At 67.6% G+C, this 24,027-nt stretch carries 24 protein-coding genes and 1 tRNA gene; 4 read left to right on the top strand and 21 right to left on the bottom strand.

The window, feature by feature from the left end:
* Positions 1–58: 58 nt before the first annotated feature.
* Complete coding sequence (locus E3T61_RS03420) at positions 59–409, bottom strand: zinc ribbon domain-containing protein YjdM (RefSeq protein WP_134639486.1); 351 nt, start codon at positions 407–409, stop codon at positions 59–61.
* A 215-nt stretch (positions 410–624) separates the two neighbouring features.
* Here E3T61_RS03420 and E3T61_RS03425 point away from each other — a divergent pair, with 215 nt between their 5' ends.
* Positions 625–1,203 carry a hypothetical protein gene (locus E3T61_RS03425; RefSeq protein ID WP_134639487.1) on the top strand — a complete coding sequence of 193 codons (579 nt, stop codon included), beginning with the start codon at positions 625–627 and terminating at the stop codon, positions 1,201–1,203.
* Positions 1,200–1,973, top strand: coding sequence for a PspA/IM30 family protein (locus tag E3T61_RS03430; RefSeq protein ID WP_134639488.1), 774 nt, complete (start codon positions 1,200–1,202; stop codon positions 1,971–1,973). The genes E3T61_RS03425 and E3T61_RS03430 overlap by 4 nt, the downstream gene beginning before the upstream one ends.
* Positions 1,974–2,096: 123 nt before the next feature.
* Here E3T61_RS03430 and E3T61_RS03435 read toward each other — a convergent pair.
* The 11 genes from E3T61_RS03435 to rplU all read right to left on the bottom strand — a co-directional run bounded on the left by E3T61_RS03435 (position 2,097) and on the right by rplU (position 9,938).
* Positions 2,097–2,172: transfer RNA gene (locus E3T61_RS03435), tRNA-Ala, on the bottom strand.
* A gap of 73 nt (positions 2,173–2,245) precedes the next feature.
* Complete coding sequence (gene rsfS / locus E3T61_RS03440; RefSeq protein ID WP_134639489.1) at positions 2,246–2,689, bottom strand: ribosome silencing factor; 444 nt, start codon at positions 2,687–2,689, stop codon at positions 2,246–2,248.
* Between the two features lie 58 nt (positions 2,690–2,747).
* Entirely contained in the window at positions 2,748–3,779 is a 1,032-nt protein-coding gene (locus E3T61_RS03445) for a hypothetical protein (RefSeq protein ID WP_134639490.1), read from the bottom strand.
* Positions 3,776–4,369: a nicotinate-nucleotide adenylyltransferase gene (nadD, locus tag E3T61_RS03450; protein WP_130178848.1), complete on the bottom strand. Its 594-nt coding sequence runs from the start codon at positions 4,367–4,369 to the stop codon at positions 3,776–3,778. Before nadD ends, E3T61_RS03445 begins: the two co-directional genes overlap by 4 nt.
* A 13-nt stretch (positions 4,370–4,382) precedes the next feature.
* Complete coding sequence (locus tag E3T61_RS03455; RefSeq protein ID WP_134639492.1) at positions 4,383–4,589, bottom strand: hypothetical protein; 207 nt, start codon at positions 4,587–4,589, stop codon at positions 4,383–4,385.
* Positions 4,590–4,708: 119 nt separating this feature from the next.
* Positions 4,709–6,016 carry a glutamate-5-semialdehyde dehydrogenase gene (locus tag E3T61_RS03460; RefSeq protein ID WP_134639493.1) on the bottom strand — a complete coding sequence of 436 codons (1,308 nt, stop codon included), beginning with the start codon at positions 6,014–6,016 and terminating at the stop codon, positions 4,709–4,711.
* Positions 6,017–6,020: 4 nt separating this feature from the next.
* A complete protein-coding gene (gene proB, locus E3T61_RS03465; protein ID WP_134639494.1) occupies positions 6,021–6,830 on the bottom strand; it encodes a glutamate 5-kinase in 810 nt (269 codons plus the stop codon).
* A gap of 52 nt (positions 6,831–6,882) precedes the next feature.
* Complete coding sequence (proB, locus tag E3T61_RS03470; protein WP_134639495.1) at positions 6,883–7,689, bottom strand: glutamate 5-kinase; 807 nt, start codon at positions 7,687–7,689, stop codon at positions 6,883–6,885.
* Positions 7,686–9,269, bottom strand: coding sequence for a GTPase ObgE (obgE, locus tag E3T61_RS03475; protein WP_130178843.1), 1,584 nt, complete (start codon positions 9,267–9,269; stop codon positions 7,686–7,688). Before obgE ends, proB (E3T61_RS03470) begins: the two co-directional genes overlap by 4 nt.
* Positions 9,270–9,353: 84 nt before the next feature.
* Positions 9,354–9,611 (bottom strand): 50S ribosomal protein L27, encoded by a 258-nt coding sequence (rpmA, locus tag E3T61_RS03480; RefSeq protein WP_066595878.1) that lies wholly within the window; start codon positions 9,609–9,611, stop codon positions 9,354–9,356.
* 18 nt (positions 9,612–9,629) lie between these two features.
* Positions 9,630–9,938 (bottom strand): 50S ribosomal protein L21, encoded by a 309-nt coding sequence (rplU, locus tag E3T61_RS03485; RefSeq protein WP_110127466.1) that lies wholly within the window; start codon positions 9,936–9,938, stop codon positions 9,630–9,632.
* Between the two features lie 259 nt (positions 9,939–10,197).
* Here rplU and E3T61_RS03490 point away from each other — a divergent pair, with 259 nt between their 5' ends.
* The gene (locus tag E3T61_RS03490; RefSeq protein ID WP_134639496.1) at positions 10,198–10,485 is read left to right on the top strand and encodes a DUF4031 domain-containing protein; all 288 of its coding nucleotides are present in this window, start codon (positions 10,198–10,200) and stop codon (positions 10,483–10,485) included.
* A gap of 10 nt (positions 10,486–10,495) precedes the next feature.
* On the opposite strand, the gene E3T61_RS03495 is transcribed toward E3T61_RS03490, so the two are convergent.
* The 4 genes from E3T61_RS03495 to E3T61_RS03510 form a co-directional block, all read right to left on the bottom strand.
* The gene (locus E3T61_RS03495; protein ID WP_134639497.1) at positions 10,496–11,971 is read right to left on the bottom strand and encodes a YncE family protein; all 1,476 of its coding nucleotides are present in this window, start codon (positions 11,969–11,971) and stop codon (positions 10,496–10,498) included.
* Positions 11,961–12,797, bottom strand: a complete 837-nt coding sequence (locus E3T61_RS03500) for a TIGR03943 family putative permease subunit (protein ID WP_134639498.1) — start codon at positions 12,795–12,797, stop codon at positions 11,961–11,963. Before E3T61_RS03500 ends, E3T61_RS03495 begins: the two co-directional genes overlap by 11 nt.
* Positions 12,787–13,836, bottom strand: a complete 1,050-nt coding sequence (locus E3T61_RS03505; protein ID WP_134639499.1) for a permease — start codon at positions 13,834–13,836, stop codon at positions 12,787–12,789. Before E3T61_RS03505 ends, E3T61_RS03500 begins: the two co-directional genes overlap by 11 nt.
* Positions 13,837–13,988: 152 nt before the next feature.
* Positions 13,989–16,616: an Rne/Rng family ribonuclease gene (locus E3T61_RS03510; protein WP_134639587.1), complete on the bottom strand. Its 2,628-nt coding sequence runs from the start codon at positions 16,614–16,616 to the stop codon at positions 13,989–13,991.
* Between the two features lie 280 nt (positions 16,617–16,896).
* Between E3T61_RS03510 and E3T61_RS03515 the strand changes: the two genes are divergently transcribed.
* Entirely contained in the window at positions 16,897–17,496 is a 600-nt protein-coding gene (locus tag E3T61_RS03515; protein WP_134639500.1) for a vitamin K epoxide reductase family protein, read from the top strand.
* 83 nt (positions 17,497–17,579) lie between these two features.
* On the opposite strand, the gene ndk is transcribed toward E3T61_RS03515, so the two are convergent.
* The 5 genes from ndk to E3T61_RS03540 all read right to left on the bottom strand — a co-directional run bounded on the left by ndk (position 17,580) and on the right by E3T61_RS03540 (position 24,019).
* Positions 17,580–17,999, bottom strand: a complete 420-nt coding sequence (gene ndk / locus E3T61_RS03520) for a nucleoside-diphosphate kinase (protein ID WP_130178838.1) — start codon at positions 17,997–17,999, stop codon at positions 17,580–17,582.
* Positions 18,000–18,021: 22 nt separating this feature from the next.
* Positions 18,022–18,363 carry a DUF4233 domain-containing protein gene (locus E3T61_RS03525; protein WP_166793128.1) on the bottom strand — a complete coding sequence of 114 codons (342 nt, stop codon included), beginning with the start codon at positions 18,361–18,363 and terminating at the stop codon, positions 18,022–18,024.
* Positions 18,360–19,730, bottom strand: coding sequence for a bifunctional folylpolyglutamate synthase/dihydrofolate synthase (locus E3T61_RS03530; protein WP_134639502.1), 1,371 nt, complete (start codon positions 19,728–19,730; stop codon positions 18,360–18,362). The genes E3T61_RS03525 and E3T61_RS03530 overlap by 4 nt, the downstream gene beginning before the upstream one ends.
* Positions 19,723–23,133 (bottom strand): isoleucine--tRNA ligase, encoded by a 3,411-nt coding sequence (ileS, locus tag E3T61_RS03535; RefSeq protein WP_134639503.1) that lies wholly within the window; start codon positions 23,131–23,133, stop codon positions 19,723–19,725. Before ileS ends, E3T61_RS03530 begins: the two co-directional genes overlap by 8 nt.
* Positions 23,134–23,404: 271 nt before the next feature.
* Positions 23,405–24,019 carry a TetR/AcrR family transcriptional regulator gene (locus tag E3T61_RS03540; protein WP_134639504.1) on the bottom strand — a complete coding sequence of 205 codons (615 nt, stop codon included), beginning with the start codon at positions 24,017–24,019 and terminating at the stop codon, positions 23,405–23,407.
* Positions 24,020–24,027: the final 8 nt, after the last annotated feature.

The following is a 24,027-nucleotide window of genomic DNA, read 5'->3' on the forward strand; positions in this document are numbered from 1 at the left end:
GTAATCCTCTCCCCCTACTCGGGGGTGGCGGGCCGCCTCCTGGACGGACGGGATCCGGTCAGGCCTTCTTGACGACGCTGGACTTCAGTTGCGTGGTGACGCCTTCGATGCGCGCCTCGATGTCGTGGTCGCCCACACCCTGGCGTAGGCGGATGTCGCGGATCTTGGTGCCGACCTTGAGCACATTGGTTCCGCCCTTGACCTTCAGCCCCTTGATGATGGTGACGGAGTCGCCGTCGGCCAGCACACTGCCGTGGGCGTCGGTGATGACGGTGGCGGCGGCCGGCTCACCGGAGTCGGCGGCCTCTGCGGACCATTCGTGTGCGCAGAGCGGGCACACCAGCAACGACCCCATCTCGTAGGTCATGTCGCTGGAGCATTCCGGGCACGGGGGCAGGGTCTCATTCACACCCCCATCGTACGCACCAGGGACACCGGCGGATCGCACCCGCACCCACTGCGGACCCCGTGGCGCGAATCGGAGGAAATATTGAGGAAAATTCCGGTCAACGAGCGTACCGTGTGCGCCATGATCCAGAATTCCTCGATCGTGACCGCACGCGGCGCCGGCATCGGACGCGCCCGCCCAGCGTGCACCACTCGGGCACCGGGAGAGTGGCCGCTGTGAGCGTGCTCGCCGAGGTGCTGCTCGCCCTGGCCGCCCTGATGCTCCTGTCCACGGTGGTGGTCGTCGTGACCATTCGGGTGGTTTACACCCGCGTCCGCCGTAGCCGCGTGGTGGGCGCGTCCCTGCTGCGCGTTCGCGCGACGTTGACAGTCGGCAGGCAGCATGAGGTCCTCAGGCTACGGGTACTCCTCTCCGACACTCTCGCCAGCGGCCGCGAAGCCCTGGACCTGGCAGACCGCACCGGCCGTCCGCGTGGCGACCTGCACCGGCTCTTCGAACGCATTCGGGGGGAAGCCGCTGCCATCGACGCCCAGTTGACCCTGTTGTCCAGCGAGCGAGACGCCAGGGCGCTCGCGGACGCCCTCCCCGCTGCCGGGGTCCGCGTCGAGCAGATCCGCGCCCTGGTGCGCCGGCTGCGTGCTGCCGTGTCCACGGGCCTCGTCGGAGCCACTGATGACGCGTTGACCGGGCTGACCGCTGACGTGGACCGTGAGGTCGCCGCCCTGGACGCCGGCGTGCGTGAGCTGCACGCCCTGAACGCCGATAGTCCCCTCCCCGGACGGAGCGCACCATGACCTTCTCCTCCCGCTTGCGCGTCATCTTCCGCAGCAAGACCTCCAAGGCCCTCGACCGGATCGAGGATCCCCGGGAAGCCCTCGACGACAGCTATGAACAGCAGCTGAAAATTCTGCACCAGGTGCGCCAGGGACTCGCGGAGGTCGCGACGGCGAAGAAGCGCATAGAGCTGCAAGGGCAGGAGATGGGGACACGTCACCGCCGGCTCGGCGACCAGGCCGCACAGGCCCTGGCGCAGGGGCGGGAAGACCTCGCCAGGACCGCGCTGGAACGCCGCGCTCTGCTGGAGGACCAGGTCGCCTCGGTGCGTGACCAGTACACGGTCCTCGAGCGGCAGCAGCTGCGTCTGCAGGACAACGAGCGGCGCCTGGCCGATCGGATTGCCGCCTTCCGCACCGAGAAGGAAACCATCAAGGCGAGCTACTCGGCGTCGGCGGCCCAGGTGCGGGCGAATGAGGCCGTGGCGGGCATCGGCACGGAGATGACCGATGTCGGAGTCAACCTCGACCGGGCCAAGGACCGGGTGGCGCAGATGCAAGCGCGAGCGGCGGCGACCGATGAACTCCTGGCCACCGGGGGCCTGAACGATCTCACGGCCACCCCCGACGCCGATCTGGAACGAGCGCTCTCCGCCGACTCGGTCAAGGCCACCGTCGATCGGCAGCTCGCGGCCATGAAGGGTGCCGGCGCCGGGGACTCTCCCCGCCAGGGACCGCCAGACGAGCCGGCCTCCTGGTTGGCCATCGGGCGCGGCCCGACGTCATCCTGAACGGGCCGGAAAATTCTTCGCAAAACTTTTTTTTGAAAAGCTTTTCGATCGCCTCATCTGGCCCGAAGCCCGACTAAGAAAAAACCCCCGATGACTATTGTCATCGGGGGTTTTCCTTGTAGTTGGTGGATCCGAGGGGATTCGAACCCCTGACCCCCTGCATGCCATGCAGGTGCGCTACCAGCTGCGCCACGGACCCAGACTTTGTTTCGAATTCCTCCGAAACAACTTCATTAGGTTACTACATGTTTTGAGTGCTCGCGAACCAAACGCTACTCCGCGGCATCAATTTCCACGATCGATTCGTCATCGGCAACGCTGGGAGCGACGTCGGTGGAGTCGTCGATGGCTCGCGCGCTGGCCAGGTCGATCGGGATGACCGGGCAGTCCTTCCACAGGCGCTCGAGCGAGTAGTAGACGCGCTCTTCCTCGTGGAACACGTGCACGACCAGGTCGCCGAAGTCAACAAGGATCCAGCGGCCTTCTGCGCGGCCCTCACGGCGAAGGGGCTTGTGGCCGGCTTCGATCAGCTTGTCCTCGATTTCGCCGGCGATCGCGACCACGTTGCGCTCGGAGCGCCCCGTGACGATGAGGAAGATGTCGGCCAACGGCAACGGGTTGGAGACGTCAATGGCAACGAGGTCCTCCCCCGCTTTCGAGTCGGCGGCGGCGGCAGCCACCTTGAGGAGCTCAAGAGCGTGGGCAGAAGCGGTCATCGAGTGAATCCCTGAGTTAGTGAAGATGAATGGTGTGGTGAAGATGACATCGAAGACGTCAGTAGATGTTGAAGGCGTAACCGACGACGAAGAGCGACAGGACACCGATGGCGAGCACGGCGGCAGTGATGGCCAGAACCGTCGGCAGGGACGCACCGCGCTTACGAGGCGGCGTCATCACACCCCTGGTGGAGGTGTGGGTGCTCACGGCACGACTGGCGCTGACCGGTGCCACGTCGTTGTGGTGGCCGCCCTCGTCCAGCTGATCGAGCATCCGGTCCATCTCCGACGAATCGAAGAGGTTGGGGTGCTGGCCGGTGGCGCCGAGGCTGCGGGGCAGGTCGATGGATCCGGTGATCATGATCTCACCGGTGCTCGTGATGGGACCGCCGGGCCCCTGACGCGGGATGGAGGGCAGGATCAGTGCGTTGGTGGTTGTGGGGATACCGCCCGCGCCGACGCCGCGGCCCACGAGATCGTCGAAGGTCGCGTCATCGCGCCGTCCGATGGTCTCGATGTGACTGTCGTCTTCGCGGTCGACCGACCAGTGGCCGATCGGCGGGTGCAGGGACGTGCTGTCGGCCGCGGCGTCGGGGCGCTGCGGGTCGGTGCCGGCGGAACGCGGTGCGGACACCGGTGCCGGAGCGACCTGGTCCTGGGCGGAGGTGTCGTCGTCCACGCTCGCGGAGGAGGCCGCCTGCAGGGCGCGTAGTTCACGACGGGTGAGGGTGCGGCCGGAGTCGGCGTCGACCGGAGCCTCAGGGGTCGGTGCGTCTGAGCTCGGTGCTGCGGGAGTCAGCGCGTCGGGGATCGGGAGCGGGGCCGGAGCAGCACTGGGCCGAACGGACGCCGGTCGTTCGACGGGAGGTGACGTGTGACGGGAGTGGTGCGGCTCTTCCGTCGCCTGCGCAGGCGTGGCTGCGGCAGGTGTGGGTGCAGCGGGTGTGGGTGTAGCGGGCGCAGCTGCGGCGGAGACGCCTGTCGACGGCTCCGGGGCGTCAGCCGACTCGCCGACAGCAGGCTCGTGCTCCCGAGCCAACTCGCGCAACTGCCGTCGCGTCAGTGGCTGCGGGCTATTACCCAACGTCATGCCACACTCCGATACAGATGGTGCTTTGAGATGTACTGGACAACCCCGTCGGGGACCAAGTACCAGACCGGGAAGCCCCGGTTCACGCGTGCCCGGCAGTCAGTGGACGAAATCGCCAGAGCCGGAACCTCCAGCAAGCTTACGTCCTGGTTAGGCAATCCTGAAATGCTCAGGTCGTGTCCCGGGCGACTCACAGCCACGAAGTGGGCCAGTTTCCACAGTTCCGCGACATCTTTCCAGCCGAGGATCTGGGTGATGGCGTCGGCGCCGGTGATGAAGAACAACTCGGCGTCCGGCCGTTCGGCGTGCAGATCGCGGAGGGTGTCGATGGTGAAGGTCGGGCCCGTGCGGTCGATGTCGACCCGGCTGACCGTGAAACGGGGGTTGGAGGCTGTGGCAATGACCGTCATCAGGTAGCGGTGCTCGGCCAGGGTCACATCCGGCTTCTGCCACGGTTGCCCGGTGGGTACGAAGATGACCTCATCGAGGTCGAAGCTCTGCGCAACCTCGCTCGCTGCGACAAGGTGCCCGTGGTGGATGGGGTCGAAGGTGCCGCCCATCACTCCGATGCGCGGGCGGTTCCGGGTCACGGTGCGCCGATTGTCAGTGGCCACCGTGGCTGGCTGCGCCACCGTGGGCGGCAGCGTAGGCGTTCGCCTTGGCACTGTGGCGGTTCGCGACGTCGCGGAAGCTCCACACGACGAATCCGAGGGCTGTGAAGATGATGAGGGCCACGAGGCCGTAGACCCAGGTCGGGACGGGCAGCTGGGTGTGCTCGACCTCGGCAAGTACAGCGGTCACGAACAACATGGAATCTCCGTTCAGGAATGCTTCTCTGCCGGTTGGGGCGTGCCGACGAGGGCGGGCGGTGGCGGTACCGCGACCAGTCTAGCGGGACCATCCGCCCGGGCCCGCGAACGGCACCGACCCTAGTGGCGGATCTGGCCGGTACCGCGCACGATCCACTTGGTGCTGGTGAGCTCTGGCAGCCCCATCGGACCACGCGCGTGCAGTTTCTGGGTGGAAATGCCGACCTCGGCGCCGAAGCCGAATTCGCCACCGTCCGTGAAGCGGGTGGACGCGTTCACCATCACGGCGGCGGAGTCGACCTCGCCCAGGAATCGCTCCGCGTTGACGACGTCGTTGGTGATGATCGACTCGGTGTGCCCGGTCGAGTACCGCCGGATGTGAGCGATGGCGGCGTCGAGGTCGGGCACCACGGCGACCGACAGGTCGAGGCTCATGTATTCGGTTGCCCAGTCCTCGTCGGTCGCGGGAATCGCCGCCGGGTACAACGCGCGTACCGCGGCGTCGCCGTGGATCGTGACTCCAGCTCCGGCCAGCTTCGCGAGCACTGCGGGCAGCACCCGGTCGGCGGCGTCCTCGTGCACGAGGACGGTCTCCACGGCGTTGCAGACGCTGGGCCGTTGCACCTTGGCGTTGTGCACGATGTCAGCCGACCACTGCTCGTTGGCGGAAGCGTCCAGGAAGATGTGGACGACACCGGCCCCGGTTTCGATAACGGGCACCGTCGACTCGGTCACGACGGCCTGGATCAGCCCGGCGCTGCCGCGTGGGATGAGCACGTCGACCTGCCCGCGGGCCTGCATGAGCGCGGTCGCGCCGGCCCGGCCGAACGGGTCGATGGTCTGCACGGACTCCCCCGGCAGCCCGGCGGCGACCAAAGCATCCTGGATCAGTGCGACGAGAATCCGGTTGGAGTTCTCGGCGGCGGAGCCGCCACGCAGCACTGCGGCGTTCCCGCTCTTGAGCGCCAGTGCGGCGATGTCCACCGTCACGTTCGGGCGGGCCTCGTAGATGACGCCGACAACTCCGAACGGCACGCGCACCTGGCTGATCTTGACGCCGTTGGGCAGGCTGCTGCCCCGCACCACCTGGCCGACGGGGTCGGTCAGCGCTTCGATCTCGTCGACGGCGTCGGCAAGTGAGCGGATGCGCGCCTCGTCAAGGCTCAGCCGGTCCAGCAGCCCGGCGCTGAGGCCGTTCTCGGCACCGGCGGCCAGGTCGAGGGCGTTTGCGGCGAGGATTTGCGGCACATTCTCGCGCAAGGCTACGGCGATGCCCCGCAGCGCGCGGTTCTTCACCTCCGTGGGCGCGGACGCCAGGGCGAGGGAGGCCGCTCGGCCAGAGGTGAGCAGAGCAGCGAAGGAGTCGTTCAGTCCTGCGGAGGTCAATCCTGCGGCGGGCGGTACGGCGGCGGGAGTGGTCTGCGACATGCGCTCAGCTTACGGCAGGCCCCTGCACGCGTGCCGGGTCGGCGGGTTCGAACCAGGTTCCGATCCGGTCGCCACGAAGGGCCTCGGCGACCAACGCGGTCGACGTCACCAGGACCGCGGTTCCGGCCTCGGCTGCGATCCGTGCTGCGGACACCTTGGTACCCGCGCCGCCGGTACCGACCCCGGACTGCGAGGAGCCGAATTCCACGCCGGGAAGGCTGTCGCCCAGGGCCACGTGCTCGATGCGTTCGGCGCCGGGAAGGTGCGGGGGCCGGGTGAAGAGCGCGTCCACGTCGCTGAGCAGAACGAGCAGGTCGGCCCTCACGAGGGTCGCCACGAGGGCCGCGAGCCTGTCGTTGTCGCCGAACCGGATCTCGTGAGTGGCGACGGTGTCGTTCTCGTTCACGATCGGCAGGATCCTCAGGCCCAGGAGACGGTCCATGGCCCGTTGGGCATTGCTGCGGTGTGACGGGTTCTCGAGGTCTCCCGCGGTGAGCAGAACCTGGCCGGCGACGATGTCGTACCGGTCCAGGCTCTCCTGGTAGCGAAACACGAGCAAGTTCTGGCCCACGGAGGCCGCGGCCTGCTGGGTGGCCAGATCGGTGGGACGTTCGTCGAGCTGCAGGTATGGCATCCCGGTGGCGATTGCTCCTGAGGACACCAGGACCACCTCGGTGCCCCTACCGTGCGCGGCCGCGAGGGCGTCGACGAGACGCGGGATCTGGCCGGCATTGGCGCCGCTGATCGAGGAGGAACCCACCTTGACCACGATGCGGGAGGCGCCGTACACCCCATCCCTGGTCAGGACGCTCATTCGTGCACGCCCCTGAGCAGACCGCGCCGGAGGTCGACGATTGCGGGGCGGATCACAGCAGTGCTCGCCCGGGAGCCTGCGGTGCAGGTTCGAACCAGGTACCGACGTGTTCGCCGAGGAGGGCCGGGCCGGCCAATCCGGCGGCGGTGACAAGCACGGCTGTTCCGGCGGACGCCGCCAGGCGGGCCGCCTTCACCTTGGTGTTCGCGCCGCCGGTCCCGACGCCGGGCCCGTTGCTTCCGCCGAACTCCATGCCGACGAGCTCCTGGTCGAAACCGATGTCGTCGATCCGCTCGGCACCCGGCAGGTGCGGCGGCTTGGTGTACAGGGCATCCACGTCACTGAGCAGCACCAGCAGGTCGGCCCGGATGAGCACGGACAGCATTGCCGCCAGCCGGTCGTTGTCCCCGAACCTCAGGCCGTAGGTGGCCACGGTGTCGTTTTCGTTCACGATCGGCAGGATGCGCAGGTCGAGGAGCCGGTTCACCGCGCGGCGGGTGTTGCTGCGGTGCGGTTCGTTGAGGAGATCGCCCTCGGTGAGCAGCACCTGACCGGCGGAGATCCCGTGCTGATCGAGAGTCTTCTGGTAGGTCGCGGCGAGCACATTCTGCCCGACGGATGCCGCGGCCTGCTGGGTGGCCAGGTCCGCCGGCCGGTCTTCGAGGCCGAGGTGACGCATCCCACTGGGAACCGCACCGGAAGAGACGAGCACGACTTCGGCGCCGCGGTCATGCAGCTTCGCGAGCGTTTCGATCAGCGGGCCGATCTGATCGGCGTTGGCACCGGTGATCGACGACGACCCGACCTTCACGACGACCCGCCGTGCCGAGGAGATCCGGGCGCGCTCGTGCGAACTCATGCGGAGTCGCCCTCCTTGGTGCGCCGGCGCTCGGCGTTGTTCTCGGTGACCACACCCTCGCCGGCGTTGTATTCCTCTTCACCGGTCGACCACATGCCGGCCTCCCGCTCCCGGATGAGTTCCGCACGCGCGGCGGACTTGGCGTCCATGCGCTTGAGGTACTCCTCGCGGCGCTCGTTGCTGGTGCGGCGCTTCGAGTCGTCCATGCGGCTGTCGGTACCTCGGGGGGCCGTGATCAGTTCGGCGGTGGAGGTGAGGGTGGGCTCCCAGTCGAAGATCATGCCGTCGCCGGGGCCGATGACGACCGTCGAGCCGGCCACTGCCCCGGCCTTGAACAGTTCGTCCTCTGTGCCCAGCTTGGCCAGTCGGTCGGCGAGGAAGCCGACGGCCTCGTCGTTCTTGAAGTCGGTCTGCTGCACCCAGCGCTCGGGCTTGGCGCCGAGGATGCGGAAGATGTTGCCGAACGAGCCGCCTTCGACGCGAACGATGAAGCCGCTGTCGTCGACGGGCTTGGGGCGGATGACGATACGCGGCTTGAGTGCTGCCGCTTCGGCGCTGGTGATCCGGCCGGCCTCGACGGTTTCGGCCAGGGCGAAGTTGAGCTGGCGAAGTCCTTCATGGCTGACTGTGGAGATCTCGAAGACCCTGTAGCCGCGCTCCTCGAGTTCTGCCTTCACGAAGGCGGCGAGTTCGCGACCCTCGGGGACGTCGATCTTGTTCAGCGCGATCAGCTGTGGGCGCTCGAGCAGCGGCGTCTGGCCCTCCGGCACCGGGTACGCGGCGAGTTCGCCGAGGATGATGTCGAGGTCGCTGATCGGGTCGCGGCCGGGGTCGAGGGTGGCGCAGTCGAGCACGTGCAGCAGTGCTGTGCAGCGTTCGACGTGGCGCAGGAATTCCAGGCCGAGCCCCTTGCCCTCGCTGGCGCCCTCGATGAGGCCGGGCACGTCGGCGACCGTGTAGCGCACCTCACCGGCATCCACGACGCCGAGGTTGGGCTGCAGGGTGGTGAAGGGGTAGTCGGCGATCTTGGGCCTGGCCGCGGAGATGGCGGCGATCAGGCTGGACTTGCCGGCCGAGGGGTAGCCGACCAGTGCGACATCGGCCACGGTCTTGAGTTCGAGGTAGACATCGCCCTCGAAGCCGTAGGTGCCGAGCAGCGCGAATCCGGGGGCCTTGCGCTTGGTGGAGGCCAGCGCGGCGTTGCCGAGTCCACCCTGGCCGCCGGGGGCTACGACGATCCGGTAGCCGGGCTCCGTCATGTCGGCGAGTTCGTTGCCCTCTGCGTCCTTGACGACGGTGCCCAGCGGCACGGACAGTTCGATGACGTCGCTGCCGTAGCCGTTGCGGTGGTCGCCCATGCCGGGTCCGCCGTTGGCAGAGCTGCGGTGGGGTGAGCGGTGGAACGCGAGCAGGGTGGTCACCTGCGGGTCGGCGACGAGCACGATGTCGCCGCCGTTTCCGCCGTTTCCGCCATCGGGGCCGGCGAGAGGCTTGAACTTCTCGCGTTTGACCGAGACACAACCGTTTCCTCCGTTGCCCGCTCGCAGGTGCAGCGTGACTTGGTCAACGAACGTGGCCATGGGAATGCCCCTTTCAGGTGGCGATAAAAACAAACATGAGGACGAGCCGAAGCCCGCCCTCATGCTGAAAAGCTGTGTGGATGCCTAAGCGGCAGCCACCACGATGTTGACGACCTTGCGGCCACCCTTGGCACCGAACTCGACCGAGCCGGCTTCGAGGGCGAAGAGGGTGTCATCGCCACCACGACCGACGTTCACGCCGGGGTGGAAGTGGGTGCCACGCTGACGGACGATGATCTCGCCTGCGCCGACAACCTGACCACCGAAGCGCTTCACGCCGAGGCGCTGCGCGTTGGAGTCACGACCGTTGCGAGTGGAACTCGCACCTTTTTTGTGTGCCATTAGTTATTCTCCTCGGGCCTAGGCGATGCCGGTGACCTGAACGCGAGTGAGCTCCTGACGGTGCCCCTGACGCTTCTTGTAACCGGTCTTGTTCTTGAACTTCTGGATGACGATCTTCGGGCCGCGGAGGTCGTTGAGGACCTCGGCAGTGACCTTGACCTTGGCCAGTGACGATGAGTCGGAGGTGATCTTGTCGCCGTCGACGAGAAGCACGGCGGCCAGCTCGACGTTGCCGTCCTTGTCAGCCTTGATTCGGTCCATCGTTACGATGGTCCCGACCTCTACCTTCTCCTGCCGCCCACCGGCGCGCACAACTGCGTAAACCACTTTACGTACCTATCTCTGGGGAACCCCGGGGGCTCCGATTCCTATGATGGAAAGTTACCGAGTGCAAATGGGCCAAGTCGGACCATCTCACTTCAGAAAACCTTGGGCGTTACGTGGACACAGTCCTACGCACACCAACACTCGACTTTAGCTGATCGGATAGCCCCGGTCAAACCATCTCACGAGGGTGTGTCGCGCCCCGGTTGGAGGGCACCGCCAGAGACAAGCTTAGGGGCGGGATACTCCATACACTTTCAGGATGGGCATACTGATCGACCAGCCGGCGTGGCCGGCGCACGGCACGCTCTGGTCGCACCTGGTGAGCGACTCGTCGCTGACGGAGTTGCATGCCTTCGCGGCCGCCCAGGGCATCCCCCGCCGCGGGTTCGATCTCGACCACTATGACGTGCCCCAGGCGCGGTACGACAGCCTGGTGGCCGCGGGGGCCGAACCCGTCGACTTCCGTGGGCTGGTCACCCGGCTGCGGGCCAGCGGACTACGGGTCAAGGGCCGGGACCGGCGCGACAAGGCCGCGCACCGTCACTGACCTCCCGGAGTCACCAGGTGGCGTCGATGCCCACGATGCTCCGGCTGATGACACCGGTGGTCAACTCCACGAACACCGTTGTTGCCGTGGTGGCCTGAGGGTCGACCGGGTAGCCGTCGCTCTGCTGGGTCTTACTGTTCGGCACGGTTTGGATGGCGAGGTACTGGTCGTTCGGTGACACCGTGAATCCCACGATCGTCTCGTTGGGCAGAACCGGTACGTAGACCACTCGGCTCGTCGGCGTGGCCGCGTCCCCGGTCACCAGGATGAGCGACTGCGTGACACGGCCGGTGGCCTGGTCGAATTCGGCCGCCCGCTGCACGTACCCCTCTCCCCCGGTGAGGAAGTGCAGTTCGGCGGTGTACGGCGTGGTGCCGGCCACACCCTGAGGCACGATGGCCGCCTCGGTGCCGGTGGACAGGTCGAGGATGTACTGGCTGCCTTGGTCGGAGACCGCGATACGCAGTCCGTCGGGGGCGAAGGCGTTCAGGTTGGGGAATTGGCCGATCGGGATGGGCACGGCTTCGCTTCCGGACCTGGGGTCGATCAGGAGCAGGGTGGTGTCGAAGAGCTGGGCCACGATCTCGGCGCGATTGGCCATGAAGCCCCAGGCGATGGCCTGGACGGGTTTGCCGTCGAGCCCGGCCACGGTGTCGACGGTGCCCCGGGTCAGGTCCAGCAGGAACAGCGTGTTGTCGTAGGCGTTGCCGGCCGCACCGGGGCTGCTGCTGAAGCGGAAGCCGACGGTGGACGACGACGGTGACGCTTGCAGGTCGTGCACCGTCCCGGTGCCCGGCAGCGTGAGCGCGGCGGCTCGGCCGTCGGGGTCGACCAGGCTGAGCACATTGGTGAGGTCGTCCGTGAGGGAGGCCACCACGAGTTCGTCGCCGACGGGGACGAAGGACTGGATGTACGGGGCGGTGAACACGACGCTCGTCTCGGCCGATCCGACTGTGGTGCGCACGATCCGGTCCGGCGCCTTGGTCGCCTCCCCCGGCAGGGCCGGGGATCGGCTGAGCAGGTAGAGGGGCGCTTCGTCGGTGCGGAACGTCACGGCCAGGTTGCTGGACCTGTCGGCGAACGGTCCCCTGACCGCGCTCACGTCGACGGTGTATTCGGTGTCGTAGGCGAGTGGCTGGGCGAACACGATCACGATGGTGTCGTTCCGGGTTTGCACGTCGACGACGCTGGCGGGGCTCACGGTGACCTGGTCGGCGCTCACCTCGGCGAGCTGCTGGTTCGTGTTCAGCACGAGCCGCTGGTTGGCGGCGGTGACCACGGCGGTCGTGTCGACGTCCGACCCGGTCAACCGGGGACCGTTGAGCACGTTGACGGCCACCAGCGCCAGGCACAGCACGGTCAGGCCCGTGAGCAGCGCAGCGAGGGTGCGCCGGAACCGTCGTCCGGCGGCATCCACCGAGGGCCGTGCCGAGGGCTCGGCTGACGGCTCGTATGACGGTTCGGCTGACGGAAGATCAGTAGACATATGGGTCACTCGGCTGGTCGACGGGCTCGATGGTGGTCGGCAGCACCGCGAGCGTGTCGGCGGAACGGACGCTCGGGTTGCTCACGAAGGTGCCGGTCACCTGCACCCAGTCGTCGGTGTCGTAGTCCGCCTGCCAGCCCGGCTGGTAGACGGCGACCCCGATGGGCTGGGCGTCGACGGCGCAGCAGGTGACCACGAACCGGGCCACGTAGAACACGTTCTCGGGGTCCGCGGCGTCCGGCAGCACGAACCCGGTGATCTTGGCCGTTTTGTCGGCGTACAGGGCGGGGTCTTCCGATTGGGCGAGCAGCGACACCCACTCCTTGACGCTCAGGCGCTCATAGTCGCCGTTGCCCACCAGGGCGGCGGCGTCGGAGGCTGCGGCCTCGCTGTCCAGTCCGCCGGAGTTGACCTCGCGCTGGGTGGCGGTGGCGCTGGTCAGCGTTGCCGGCGGCAGGGCGAGCACCGTGACCGCCGCGACAGCCAGGAGCAGGGCACTGCCCCCCAGCACCAGCGTCCTGCGGCCTGCGGAAGGCGAACCCTCGGATTCCGGCTCCCTTGCTGCCGGGGTGCGGAATATGAAGCTGGCCACCACGAACGCGAGGCCGAGCACGGCCATCACCGTGGTGAAGATGAAGTAGCGCGGGTGGATGTACAACCCGAGCTGCCCGGTGACACCGAGCCAGATGGTGGCCACCACGATCACCAGGCTCAGCCCGATGCCGCGCCAGCGCTCGGCCAGATAGCCGGCCAGCTTGTCTCTGCGAGACAGGTGTTGACGGTCTTGACGCGGCACCGCTGTGCGCGACGTGCCCTTACGCCACATAGTTCACCAGCAAACCGGCGGCAGCGCTCATCAGGGCCACCAGGGCGGTGATCTGCACGAGGGCGCGAGTGGTGAAGGTGGTGCGCATCAGGGCGAGCATCTTGACGTCGATCATGGCTCCGAAGGTGAGGAAGGAGGCGATACCGCCTGGCATGAAGGTGCTGCCGAAGGACAGCACGAAGAAGGCGTCCACGTTGGAACAGACCGCCACGATGAAGGCCAGGGCCATCATGGCCAGCACCGACCAGACCGGGTTGCTGCCGAGCGCGAGAAGCACCGACCGTGGCACGAAGACCTGGGTGAGCGCCGCGATCAGCGACCCGATGAACAGGGCGGGCATGATCACGGCGGTCTCCCGGGTGAACAGGTCCACGGACCGTTCGATGCGGCCCGGCCGGCGGCCTGGGGCGTGGCCGTGGCCCTCATGCCCGAGGTGCTCGTCCCCCGGCGCATCGGGTACCGCGCAGGACGCCGAGAAGGTGCGGGTCAGGAGGCTGTCGGGGTTGGGGTGCCGGCTGTAGAGCCAGCCGATCACGTTGGCGATCACGAACCCGGCCACGATGCGGGTGATCAGGATCCCATCGCTGAACCCGAACGCCTGGTGGGTGGTGATGATCGTGACCGGGTTCAGGATGGGCGCGGCCAGCAGGAAGGTGATCGACTCCGGTACGGTGAAGCCGCCCACCATGAATCCCCGGGCCAGCGGGACGTTGCCGCACTCGCAGACCGGGAAGAACATGCCCAGGAGCGAGATCGACGCCCGGCGAAGCACGGGTTGGCGGGGCAGGAACCGGGTGATGAAGCCGTGCGGGAGCCACACCTGCACCACTGTTGAGAGCAGGATGCCGAGGAACACGAACGGCGCTGATTCGATGATCACGCTCAGCGCGAGGGTGATGGTGTCCTGCGCCCGGTCCGGCAATCCCCAGCCGGCGAAGGCCGGACTGAGCGCCCGGACGGTGAAGGCCAGGGCCACCAGTACGACACCGAGGATGAGGCCGGTGGGCACCCGTCGCGACGTCCCCCGGTCGCTGTGCATCCGTCGATCTTACCTGTGCCGGGTCGGGCTCCAGGTCAGCGGGCTGGTCAGGCAGCCGGTGCCGCCGGTCGGACGGTCAGGTCGGGCAGGACGACAACAGCGGTGCCGCCCGAAGGCGGCACCGCTGTGGATCCGGGAACGGTCGGCGACCGTTACGGGGTGTCTTGCGTGGGAACCACGATCGGCTGCACGGTGGCGGTCGGACCGCCGGCCGTGGTGACCCGGCGGCTGCGCGAGCGGCCCTGACCGGGCTGCTTGGGCTCCGGCAGGGCGTCCAGCACAGAGTCGAGAAGCTGGTCGGTGACCTGCTTGCTCACCGGACGGCGGCTGCGGGGCGACTTCTGCACGGGGATGTCGAGGATGGCGACGTCCTCCGACGAGTCGGCCGACACGGCCTCCGGAGCCGTAACGGTCGCCTGAACCGCCGCGGCGGGCTCGGGCTCTACGGCTGCGGGAGCCTGGACGGCCTGCGCTTCCGGTGCGTTCTCGGGGGACTGGCCGTTCGACTGGCCGTTGCGGCCGCCCGACCGGTTGCCGGAGCGTGAGCCGCGAGACGTCGAACGGCCCGCAGACGCGGTGTCGACGCTGTCGGCGCCGGGCGCGACGTCGGCCGGGGCACCTGAGGCGACGTCGGCGGGGACGCCGGTGGCGACGTCGGCTGCCGGCGCAGCCGTCTCCGGCGCGATCACGGGGATGGAGCCGGTCAGCGAGCGGCTGATGGTACGCGCGGCGATCAGGGCGAGGGCATGCTTGGCGTCCTCGGTGATCCCGTGCGTGCCGTGGCCGGCCTTGGCGGCATCCGTGAGCGCGGACGCTGCATGAGCCTGGCCCGAGTTCTGGTTGCCGTTGCCGCGCTGGCCTGAGCCCTGGGCGTCGTGCCCGGCCCCGCCGTTGCCGTTGGACTTGCTGCGCGGGCGACGCTCCTGAGCGGGCTGCGCGGTCTGGCGGTGCTTGACGACGGGGTCGTGGTGGATGACGATTCCACGTCCGGCGCAGGCTTCGCAGTTCTCGCTGAACGACTCGAGCAGGCCGAGGCCGAGCTTCTTGCGGGTCATCTGCACGAGACCGAGCGAGGTGACCTCGGCGACCTGGTGCTTGGTGCGGTCGCGGCTGAGGCATTCGACGAGGCGGCGGAGCACCAGGTCCCGGTTGGACTCGAGCACCATGTCGATGAAGTCGACCACGATGATGCCGCCGATGTCGCGCAGGCGCAGCTGGCGCACAATCTCGTCGGCCGCTTCGAGGTTGTTCTTGGTGACGGTCTCTTCAAGGTTTCCACCCGAACCGACGAACTTGCCGGTGTTGACGTCGACAACGGTCATCGCCTCGGTGCGGTCGATCACGAGCGAACCGCCCGATGGCAGCCAGACCTTGCGGTCGAGCGCCTTCTCGATCTGCTCGGAGATGCGGTACTCGTCGAACGCGTCGCGCTCGCCCTCGTAGCGCTGGACGCGCTCGACGAGGTCGGGTGCGACCTGGCGCAGGTAGGACTCGATGACTTCTTGGGCGTCGTCACCGGAGATGACCATCTTGTGGAAGTCCTCGTTGAAGACATCACGCACGATCTTGATCAGCAGGTCCGGCTCGCTGTGCAGCAGAGCGGGCCCAGACACGGTTTCGACCTGCTTGGCGATGGATGCCCACTGTGCGGTCAGGCGGTTGACGTCGAGGGTGAGCTGTTCGTCGGTCGCGCCCTCGGCGGCGGTGCGCACGATGACGCCCACGTTGTCGGGCAGGACCTCCTTGAGGATCTTCTTCAGGCGGGCCCGCTCGGTGTCCGGCAGCTTGCGGCTGATGCCGTTCATGGAGCCGTTCGGCACATAGACGAGGTAGCGGCCGGGCAGGGAGACCTGGCTGGTGAGCCGGGCGCCCTTGTGGCCGATCGGGTCCTTGGTGACCTGCACGAGAACCTTGTCGCCAGGCTTGAGGGCCAGCTCGATGCGTCGGGTCTGGGCGTTCCCCGGGGAGTTCACCGCGGCGGCATCCCAGTCGACCTCACCGGAGTAGAGCACGGCGTTCCGGCCGCGGCCGATGTCGACGAAGGCGGCTTCCATGCTGGGCAGCACGTTCTGCACCCGGCCGAGGTAGACGTTGCCGATCAGCGACGCATCCTGGTTCTTGGCCACGTAGTGCTCGACCAGCACGCCGTCTTCGAGAACACCGATCTGGATCTTGTTGTGCTTGGCGCGCACGATCATGGCGCGGTCGACCGACTCGCGGCGGGCCAGGAACTCGGCCTCCGTGATGACGGGACGTCGACGGCCGGCGTCGCGGCCGTCGCGCCGGCGCTGCTTCTTCGCCTCCAGGCGTGTGGAACCCTTGATCCGCTGCGGTTCAGTGATGAGCTCGGGCTCGCGGGGGGTGCGGACGCGGACAACGGTGTTGGCCGGGTCGTCGCTGCGGCCCTCTTCACCGGTGCGGCGGCGGGCACGACGGCGCACGGTCGAGGCTTCTTCGGAGTCGTCGTCCTCGTCGTCGAGCACGCGTCCACCGGATCGCACCGGTACCGGCAGGATCGCCGGAGCCTGGAAGATCAGGGACGTCGTCGGGCGACGGACCTCCTCGACGTTCTCGTCGAACGGGGTGGGCAGCGCCGGGAAGGCCACGGGCTGGTCGAGTGCATCGGCGCTCAGTGCGTCCACGTCCACGGCGGGCTGCGCCGCGGCAGCTTCGACGGCCGGAGCGGTCTGCTCTACAGGTGCCGCCGGTGCTGTCTTCCTGGTTGTCTTGCGAGTGCCGAACAGGCCCTTGCGCTTCTTGTTTTCGTTGTCTTCCACCATCACTGGTGCGCTCCTTGACCGCTGTGGGTGACCGCGCCACTCACTCGGTTACTCTCTCGTGCGACGCTTCCGCTTGCGCGAAAACCCCGCGAATCCTATTGCGTTGACGCAACCGGCCCGTGGCTCTGGTTGCTAATACCTTTGGTCTAGGACCAATGAATCTGGGCGAATGTAAGCCCATTAAGCCTTTTGGCATCGGTTTGAGCGCGGCTCAAACGACTGTTCCGATTATCGCACGCATTCCCAGGGTCGCGTACGCGACACATGGCATAATCCGAATGTGCCATTCACCACGTCAAAAAAGCCTCCGGTCGGTCTTGCGGTTTTCCTGATCATCGCGGGGGCGATCGGCTTCGCGGCGGCGTTCGCACTCACGTTGGACAAGTTCACGATGCTTGAAGACCCCGCGGCGCAACTGTCCTGCAACTTCAGTGTGCTGGTGGGCTGCAGCACCAACCTCGGCTCCTGGCAGGGCGAGCTGTTCGGCTTCCCGAACCCGCTGATCGGGGTGGCCGCGTGGAGCGTCGTGATCACCATCGGCGCCGCGATCCTCTCCGGCGCCCGCTTCGCGCGGTGGTTCTGGCTGGGCCTGAACATCGGCGTGACCGGCGCGATGGCCTTTGTGATCTGGCTGATGGGGCAGAGCTTCTTCGTCCTCGACGTGCTGTGCCCGTGGTGCATGGTCACCTGGACGGTGACGATCCCGGTGTTCCTGGCCGTGACGCTGTACAACCTCAAGACCGGCATCATCCCGGGTTCGGCGCGTGTGCGACGTCTGGCGGCTGGCGCCTACTCGTGGATCTTCGTGATCACCATCGCCTGCTACCTGGTGGCCGCCACGATCGCGCAGCTCCAAATGGACTTCCTGCACCGCCTCTAGCCCGGTCACTACCTTCCGCGAACTGTGAGAAAAGCCCCGAAAACTCGACGTTTTCGGGGCTTTTCTCTCAGTTCGCGGGGTGGTTAGGCGAACCAGAGCGCCAGTTCGCGGGCGGCCGACTCGGGCGAGTCCGAGCCGTGCACCAGGTTCTGCTGCACCTTCAGGCCCCAGTCGCGGCCGAGGTCGCCGCGGATGGTTCCGGGGGCGGCCGTGGTGGGGTCGGTGGTGCCGGCCAGGGCGCGGAAGCCCTCGATCACACGGTCACCGGCGATACGCAAGGCGAGGATGGACCCGCTCTCCATGAACTCGACGAGCGGTTCGAAGAACGGCTTGCCGGCGTGCTCGGCGTAGTGCTCGGCGAGGAGCGTGCGCTCGGCCTGCACGAGCTTGATGTCGACGAGGGAGTACCCCTTCGCCTCGATCCGGCGCAGAATCTCGCCGGAGAGGTTGCGGGCAACGCCGTCGGGCTTGACCAATACGAGTGTTTCCTGAACGTTAGTCATGAGTTCTCCTTGTGCTATCTGTCTACTTGTTCTGTCTGTCGATGCGTGAGCCGGTGATCATGCAGTAGGTCCACATGCCGGCGAAAAGTGCCCCGACGAAGAACATCGCCGGGTTGAGGAATCCGGTGGCGACCATGACGACCTGCACGGCCCAGCCGACCCCGTAGGCCCAGTTGTACCGTAGCAACCCGAGGGTGCCGACCATGATCAGGCAGAGCAGCGCTCCACCGCCCAGGGTGACCCAGGCCGGCAGGTCGCTGAGCCCGAAGATCACCAGAGTGGCCAGGAACACCACGATCAGCTCGAATCCGAGCACGATCGACGCGAGCGAACGCCGTACGGACGACGCCCGCTGTGCACTCACGGGGTCATCCAGTCCCCCGCGTCGGCCAACGCCACGGCGTCACCGACGAGGGTGATCGATCCCGCGACCAGCACGGCGCGCTTGGGGGCATCCTGAGCCCAGCCGCGGGCCGCGTCGAGGGCCTGCGCGAGGTCGCCGAAGCGGAAGGTGTCGGCGTCGCCGACGTGCTCGGCGACCAGGTCGGCCAGGTCGTCGACCGGGATCGCACGCTCGGAGTGCGACTGCGTCACGTGGAAGCGGGCGACGGCGGGGCGAAGGGCATCGATGATGCCCGCGGCGTCCTTGTCCTCGAGGATGCCGACCACGACGACGATCTCGTCGAAGTCGAAATAGCTCTCCAAAGCCGCCGACAGCGCGAGCGCACCGTGCGGGTTGTGCGCAGCATCCACGAGCACGGTCGGCTCGATGCCGACCAACTGCAGGCGGCCGGGCGAGGTCGCCGTGGCCAGGCCCTCGACCAGGATGTCTTCGACGAGGGCCTGGCTGCCCGCGCCGAGGAACGACTCGACGGCGGCGATGGCCACGGCCGCGTTCTGGGCCTGGTGGGTGCCATAGAGCGGGAGGAAGAGCTCCGAGTAGGTGCCGGCGATGCCGCGCACCGAGATGAGCTGACCGCCGACGGCCACGTGGCTGGCCAGAAGGGCGAAGTCGCCTCCCTCGCCGACCAGGGTCGACTCGGTGAGCTCGGCCGCCCGGCTCAATTCGGCCAATGCCTCCGGCAGCTGGGCGGCGGTCACGACGGCCGCCGCGGGCTTGATGATGCCGGACTTGGTGCGCGCGATCTCGGCGATGGTGCTGCCGAGCCGCCTGGTGTGGTCGAGCGCGATGGGCGTGAACACGGCTACCTGACCGTCGGCGACGTTGGTGGAGTCCCATTCGCCGCCCATGCCGACCTCGAGCACGACCACGTCGACCGGCGCATCCGCGAAACAGGCGAACGCGAGAACGGTGAGGGCCTCGAAGAAGGTGAGCGGTTCGTCGCCGGCTGTCGCGAGTTCGGCGTCGACCATCTGCAGGTACGGCTGGATATCGGCCCAGTTCGCGGCCAGGGCCTCGTCGGTGATGGACTGCCCGTCGATCACGATGCGTTCGTTCAGCCGCACGAGGTGCGGGCTGACCAGCAGCCCGGTGCGCAGCCCGTAGGCGCGCAGGATGCTCTCGATGATGCGGCTGGTGCTGGTCTTGCCGTTGGTTCCGGTGACGTGGATGATCGGGTACGAGTTCTGCGGGTCGCCGAGCAACTCGACCGCGCGGCGGGTGGCCTGCAGCCTCGGTTGGGGTGCGCTCTCGCCCACCCGCTCCAGCAGCGCGGCGAGCACGGCGTCGCCGGCGTCACGGAATTCGTCGGGGTAGTAGTCGTCAGACATTGATGGTTCCTTTTTCGCGGGCGACGGCAACGATGACCGGTCCGTGGTTCGCGTAGTGGTCGGCCTCGAAGCGCACGTAGTGCTCGACGACCGAGCCGGTCAGGCCCTGCAGCCATTCTGCGGGGGTGCCGGCGGCGTCGGCCGAAGCGGTGTGGGTGAGGAAACGGGTGGCGAGGGTCTCACCGGCGACGTCGACCCCGCTCGCGAGGGCGAATGTGGCGGCGTCGGCCTCGTCGAAGAAGACCAGGTCGAGGCGGATCCGGTCGCTGACCTCGAAGCCGGCGGACTTGCGGGTGTCCTGCACGGCCCGGATCAGGTCGCGGGCCAAGCCCTCGGCCTCCAGCTCAGGCGTGGTGGTGGTCTCCAGCAACACGAAGCCGCCGCCGGTGAGCAGGGCGAGGGCGGCGTTGTGCAGCACCGACTCGGCGTCGGCCGAGGTGGAGGCCGCCTGCAACTCCAGGTCGTACTCCCCCGCTTCCAGGGCGATACCGCCGGCGGTGACCACACCGTCGGTCTCGGACCAGTCTCCGGTGCGGGCGGCCTTGATGACCTGCTGCACCTGCTTGCCGAGCCTGGGGCCTGCGGCCCTGGCGTTGACGGTGAGCTTGGAGGTGATGCCGTAGCTCTCGGCGCTGTCGGCCTCCTGCTCGACGAGGGTGACCGCCTTGACGTTCAGCTCGTCGCGCAGGATGCCCTCGAACCCGGCCAGGGCGCTCGTGTCGGTGGTGACCACGGTGAGGTTCGCCAGCGGAAGGCGGACCCGCAGGCCGGCCTTCTTGCGGAGCGACAGCACGGTGGAGCTGATCAGGCGAACCTGGTCCATGGCCGTGACCAGTCCGGGGTCGGCGGGGAAGACCGTGGCGTCGGGCCAGTCGGTGAGGTGCACGCTGCGGCCACCGGTCAGTCCCTGCCAGATGCGTTCGCTGATCAGGGGCAGCAGCGGGGCGGCGACCCGTGTCACGGTTTCCAGCACGGTGTACAGGGTGTCGAAGGCTTCCGACCCGGTGCCGTCGGCGGCGACGCCGCCCCAGAACCTGTCGCGGGAGCGGCGCACGTACCAGTTGGTGAGCACGTCGGCGAAGTCGCGCAGGCGCGAGGCGGCCAGCGTGCTGTCGAGCTTCTCGAGGTCGCCGGTGACGTCCTCGATGAGGTCGCGGGTCTTGGCCAGCAGGTAGCGGTCGAGCACATCGGTGGAGTCGGTGCGCCAGGTGGCGGTGTAGCCGGAGGCGTTGGCGTAGAGCGAGAAGAAGTACCAGGTGCTCCACAATGGCAGCAGCATCTGGCGGGTGCCCTCGCGGATGCCCTCCTCGGTGACGATGAGGTTGCCGCCGCGGAGAACGGGCGAGCTCATCAGGAACCAGCGCATGGCGTCCGAGCCGTCGCGGTCGAAGACCTCGTTGACGTTGGGGTAGTTGCGCAGCGACTTGCTCATCTTCTGGCCGTCGTTGCCGAGCACGATGCCGTGGCTGACGACGTTCTTGAAGGCCGGCCGGTCGAACAGGGCCGTGGAGAGCACGTGCAGCAGGTAGAACCAGCCGCGGGTCTGTCCGATATATTCCACGATGAAGTCGGCCGGGTTGTGGCTGTCGAACCATTCGCGGTTCTCGAACGGGTAGTGCACCTGGGCGAACGGCATCGAGCCGGAGTCGAACCAGACGTCGAGGACATCCTCGATGCGCCGCATGGTGGACTGCCCGGTGGGGTCATCGGGGTTCGGCCGGGTGAGTTCGTCGATGTAGGGGCGGTGCAGGTCGGTGGGGCGTACGCCGAAGTCGGCCTCGAGCTCGTCGAGCGAACCGTAGACGTCGATGCGCGGGTAGGCCGGGTTGTCGCTCTTCCAGACCGGGATGGGCGAGCCCCAGTAACGGTTGCGGCTGATCGACCAGTCGCGGGCGTTGCCGATCCACTTGCCGAACTGGCCGTCCTTGACGTTCTCCGGCACCCAGTTCACCTCCTGGTTGAGGTCCACCATACGATCGCGGAAGTCGGTGACGCGCACGAACCAGCTCGACACGGCCTTGTAGATCAGCGGGTTGCGGCAGCGCCAGCAGTGCGGGTAGGAGTGCTCGTAGCTGGCCTGGCGGAGCAGCCGGCCCTGCGACTTGATCAGCTGGGTGAGCGGCTTGTTGGCGTCGCTCCAGAGCTGCCCGGCGACCTCGGTGACCTCGGGCAGGAACTTGCCGCCGTCGTCGAGGGACAGGATCACCGGGATGCCGTAGGCCTGGCAGACCGTCTGGTCTTCCTCGCCGTAGGCGGGCGCCTGGTGCACGATACCGGTGCCGTCGCTGGTGGTGACGTAGTCGGCGACGACGAAACGCCAGGCGTTCTGGGTGCCCCACTCGCTCTCGTCGGCGTAGTAGTCGAAGAGGCGGTCGTAGGAGACGCCCTCGAGCTCGCGTCCCGTGATGGTGCGGCTGATGGCCGCCGTCGCGTCGGCGGCGCTCTCGTAGCCGAGGTCCTTGGCGTAGCTGCCGACGAGGTCGATGGCCAGCAGGTATTCGCCGCCAAGAACCTCGGTGGCGGACACGGCGCCGGCCTGTTCACGCAGCACCTCGGCATCCGGAGTGCCGTTGGGGCCGGCGGGGACGACGGCGTAGACGATGTCAGGGCCCACGGCCAGCGCGAGGTTGGTCGGCAGGGTCCACGGGGTCGTCGTCCAGGCCAGGGCGCGCACCGCGGTGAGGCCGAGGGTCTCGGCCTTGGCGCCCACGAGCGGGAAGGTGACCGTGACGGTCTGGTCCTGGCGCATCTTGTAGACGTCGTCGTCCATGCGCAGCTCGTGGTTGGACAGCGGGGTCTGGTCGCGCCAGCAGTACGGCAGCACCCGGTAGCCCTCGTAGGCCAGTCCCTTGGTGTGCAGTTCCTTGAAAGCCCAGATCACCGATTCCATGAAGGTGATGTCGAGGGTCTTGTAGTCGTTCTCGAAGTCGACCCAACGGGCCTGGCGGGTGACGTAGGTCTCCCAGTCCTTGGTGTATTCGAGCACCGATTCGCGGGCGACGGCGTTGAACGCGGCCAGGCCCATCTGTTCGATCTGGCTCTTGTCGGTGATGCCGAGCTTCCGCTCCGCCTCCAGCTCGGCCGGCAGGCCATGGGTGTCCCAGCCGAACCGGCGGTGCACCTGCTTGCCGCGCATGGTCTGGAAACGCGGGAACAGGTCCTTGGCGTAGCCGGTCAACAGGTGGCCGTAGTGCGGCAGGCCGTTGGCGAACGGCGGGCCATCGTAGAACACCCACTCGGGGGCGCCCTCGCGGTTGTCGATGGAGGCCTGGAACGTGCCGTCCTTCGCCCAGAAGTCGAGCACTTCGCCCTCGATCTGGGGGAAGTTCGGTGAGGGAACGACGGCAGCGTCGGGGGTGGCCGGATCGGACTGGTTGTCTTCGGGGGACTTCGGGTACGTCATAGTTCTCCTGGACGAGGCGGGTGAAAAGCCGCTGGCCTATTCCACGAGGACGCCCGCCCCGACAGGGCATAACGCGGTACCACCTCGCTTGCCGTTCCCGTGCAGGCGAACGACCGCTCATACAAAGGCTGTGACGGGCCCGACCCGTTCGGCTCTACTGGCTGGTCTCGCACCGGGGTGCGATTCCACTGTTCTTCCGAAGACTCCCCGGTGATGGCCGGATCAACGTCGGTTCATACTACCGCGCCCGTCGACTCTGGCGCCGGGCGGGTCAGCCGTGATCGAGAACAGGACCGAATCCGGCGCAGACCGGAGTGATCGCCGCATCCACATAGGCGGCCAGATCGCCGCGCGCGACTCCGGCGCCGGCCCACTCCGTGGCGGCAGCGGCCGCGGCGGCCACTACGGCGGTGGAGAAGGCGCGCCCTACCGGGTCGGTGTCGGCGGAGTGCCCGGGACGGGCCCCCACGAATTCCCGCACCAGGCCCACCTGCACCAGAAACCGGGCGAGGGCGGATGCCTCCAGCTCGCTGGCCGTGGCCATCAGCTCGTATTGGGTGACGGACCAGGGCACCCGGCCGGGCCCGAACCCCGCGGCCACCCGCAGCAGCGCCTGACGCACCGCACCGGTCACGGCGGCGCTGCGGTCACACTCGGCGAGCGCGTCTGGCAGGGCGGCGAGGCCCGCATCGACATCCACCCAGAGCAGGTCGCTTTTGGCGGAGAAGTAGTTGAAGAACGTGTTGCGGCTCACGCCGGCTCGCCGCGCGATGTCACCGATGGTGGTCTTGGCGTAGGTCTGCTCGAGGAACAGCTCGGCGGCGGCCTCTTCGAGCATCGCCCGGGAGGAGCCGCGAGGGCGGCCGACGGTGCGGGAATCGTTCATGGTTCTTT

The organism is Cryobacterium lactosi, assembly GCF_004403945.1.
GTDB classification, from domain to species: Bacteria; Actinomycetota; Actinomycetes; order Actinomycetales; family Microbacteriaceae; genus Cryobacterium; species Cryobacterium lactosi.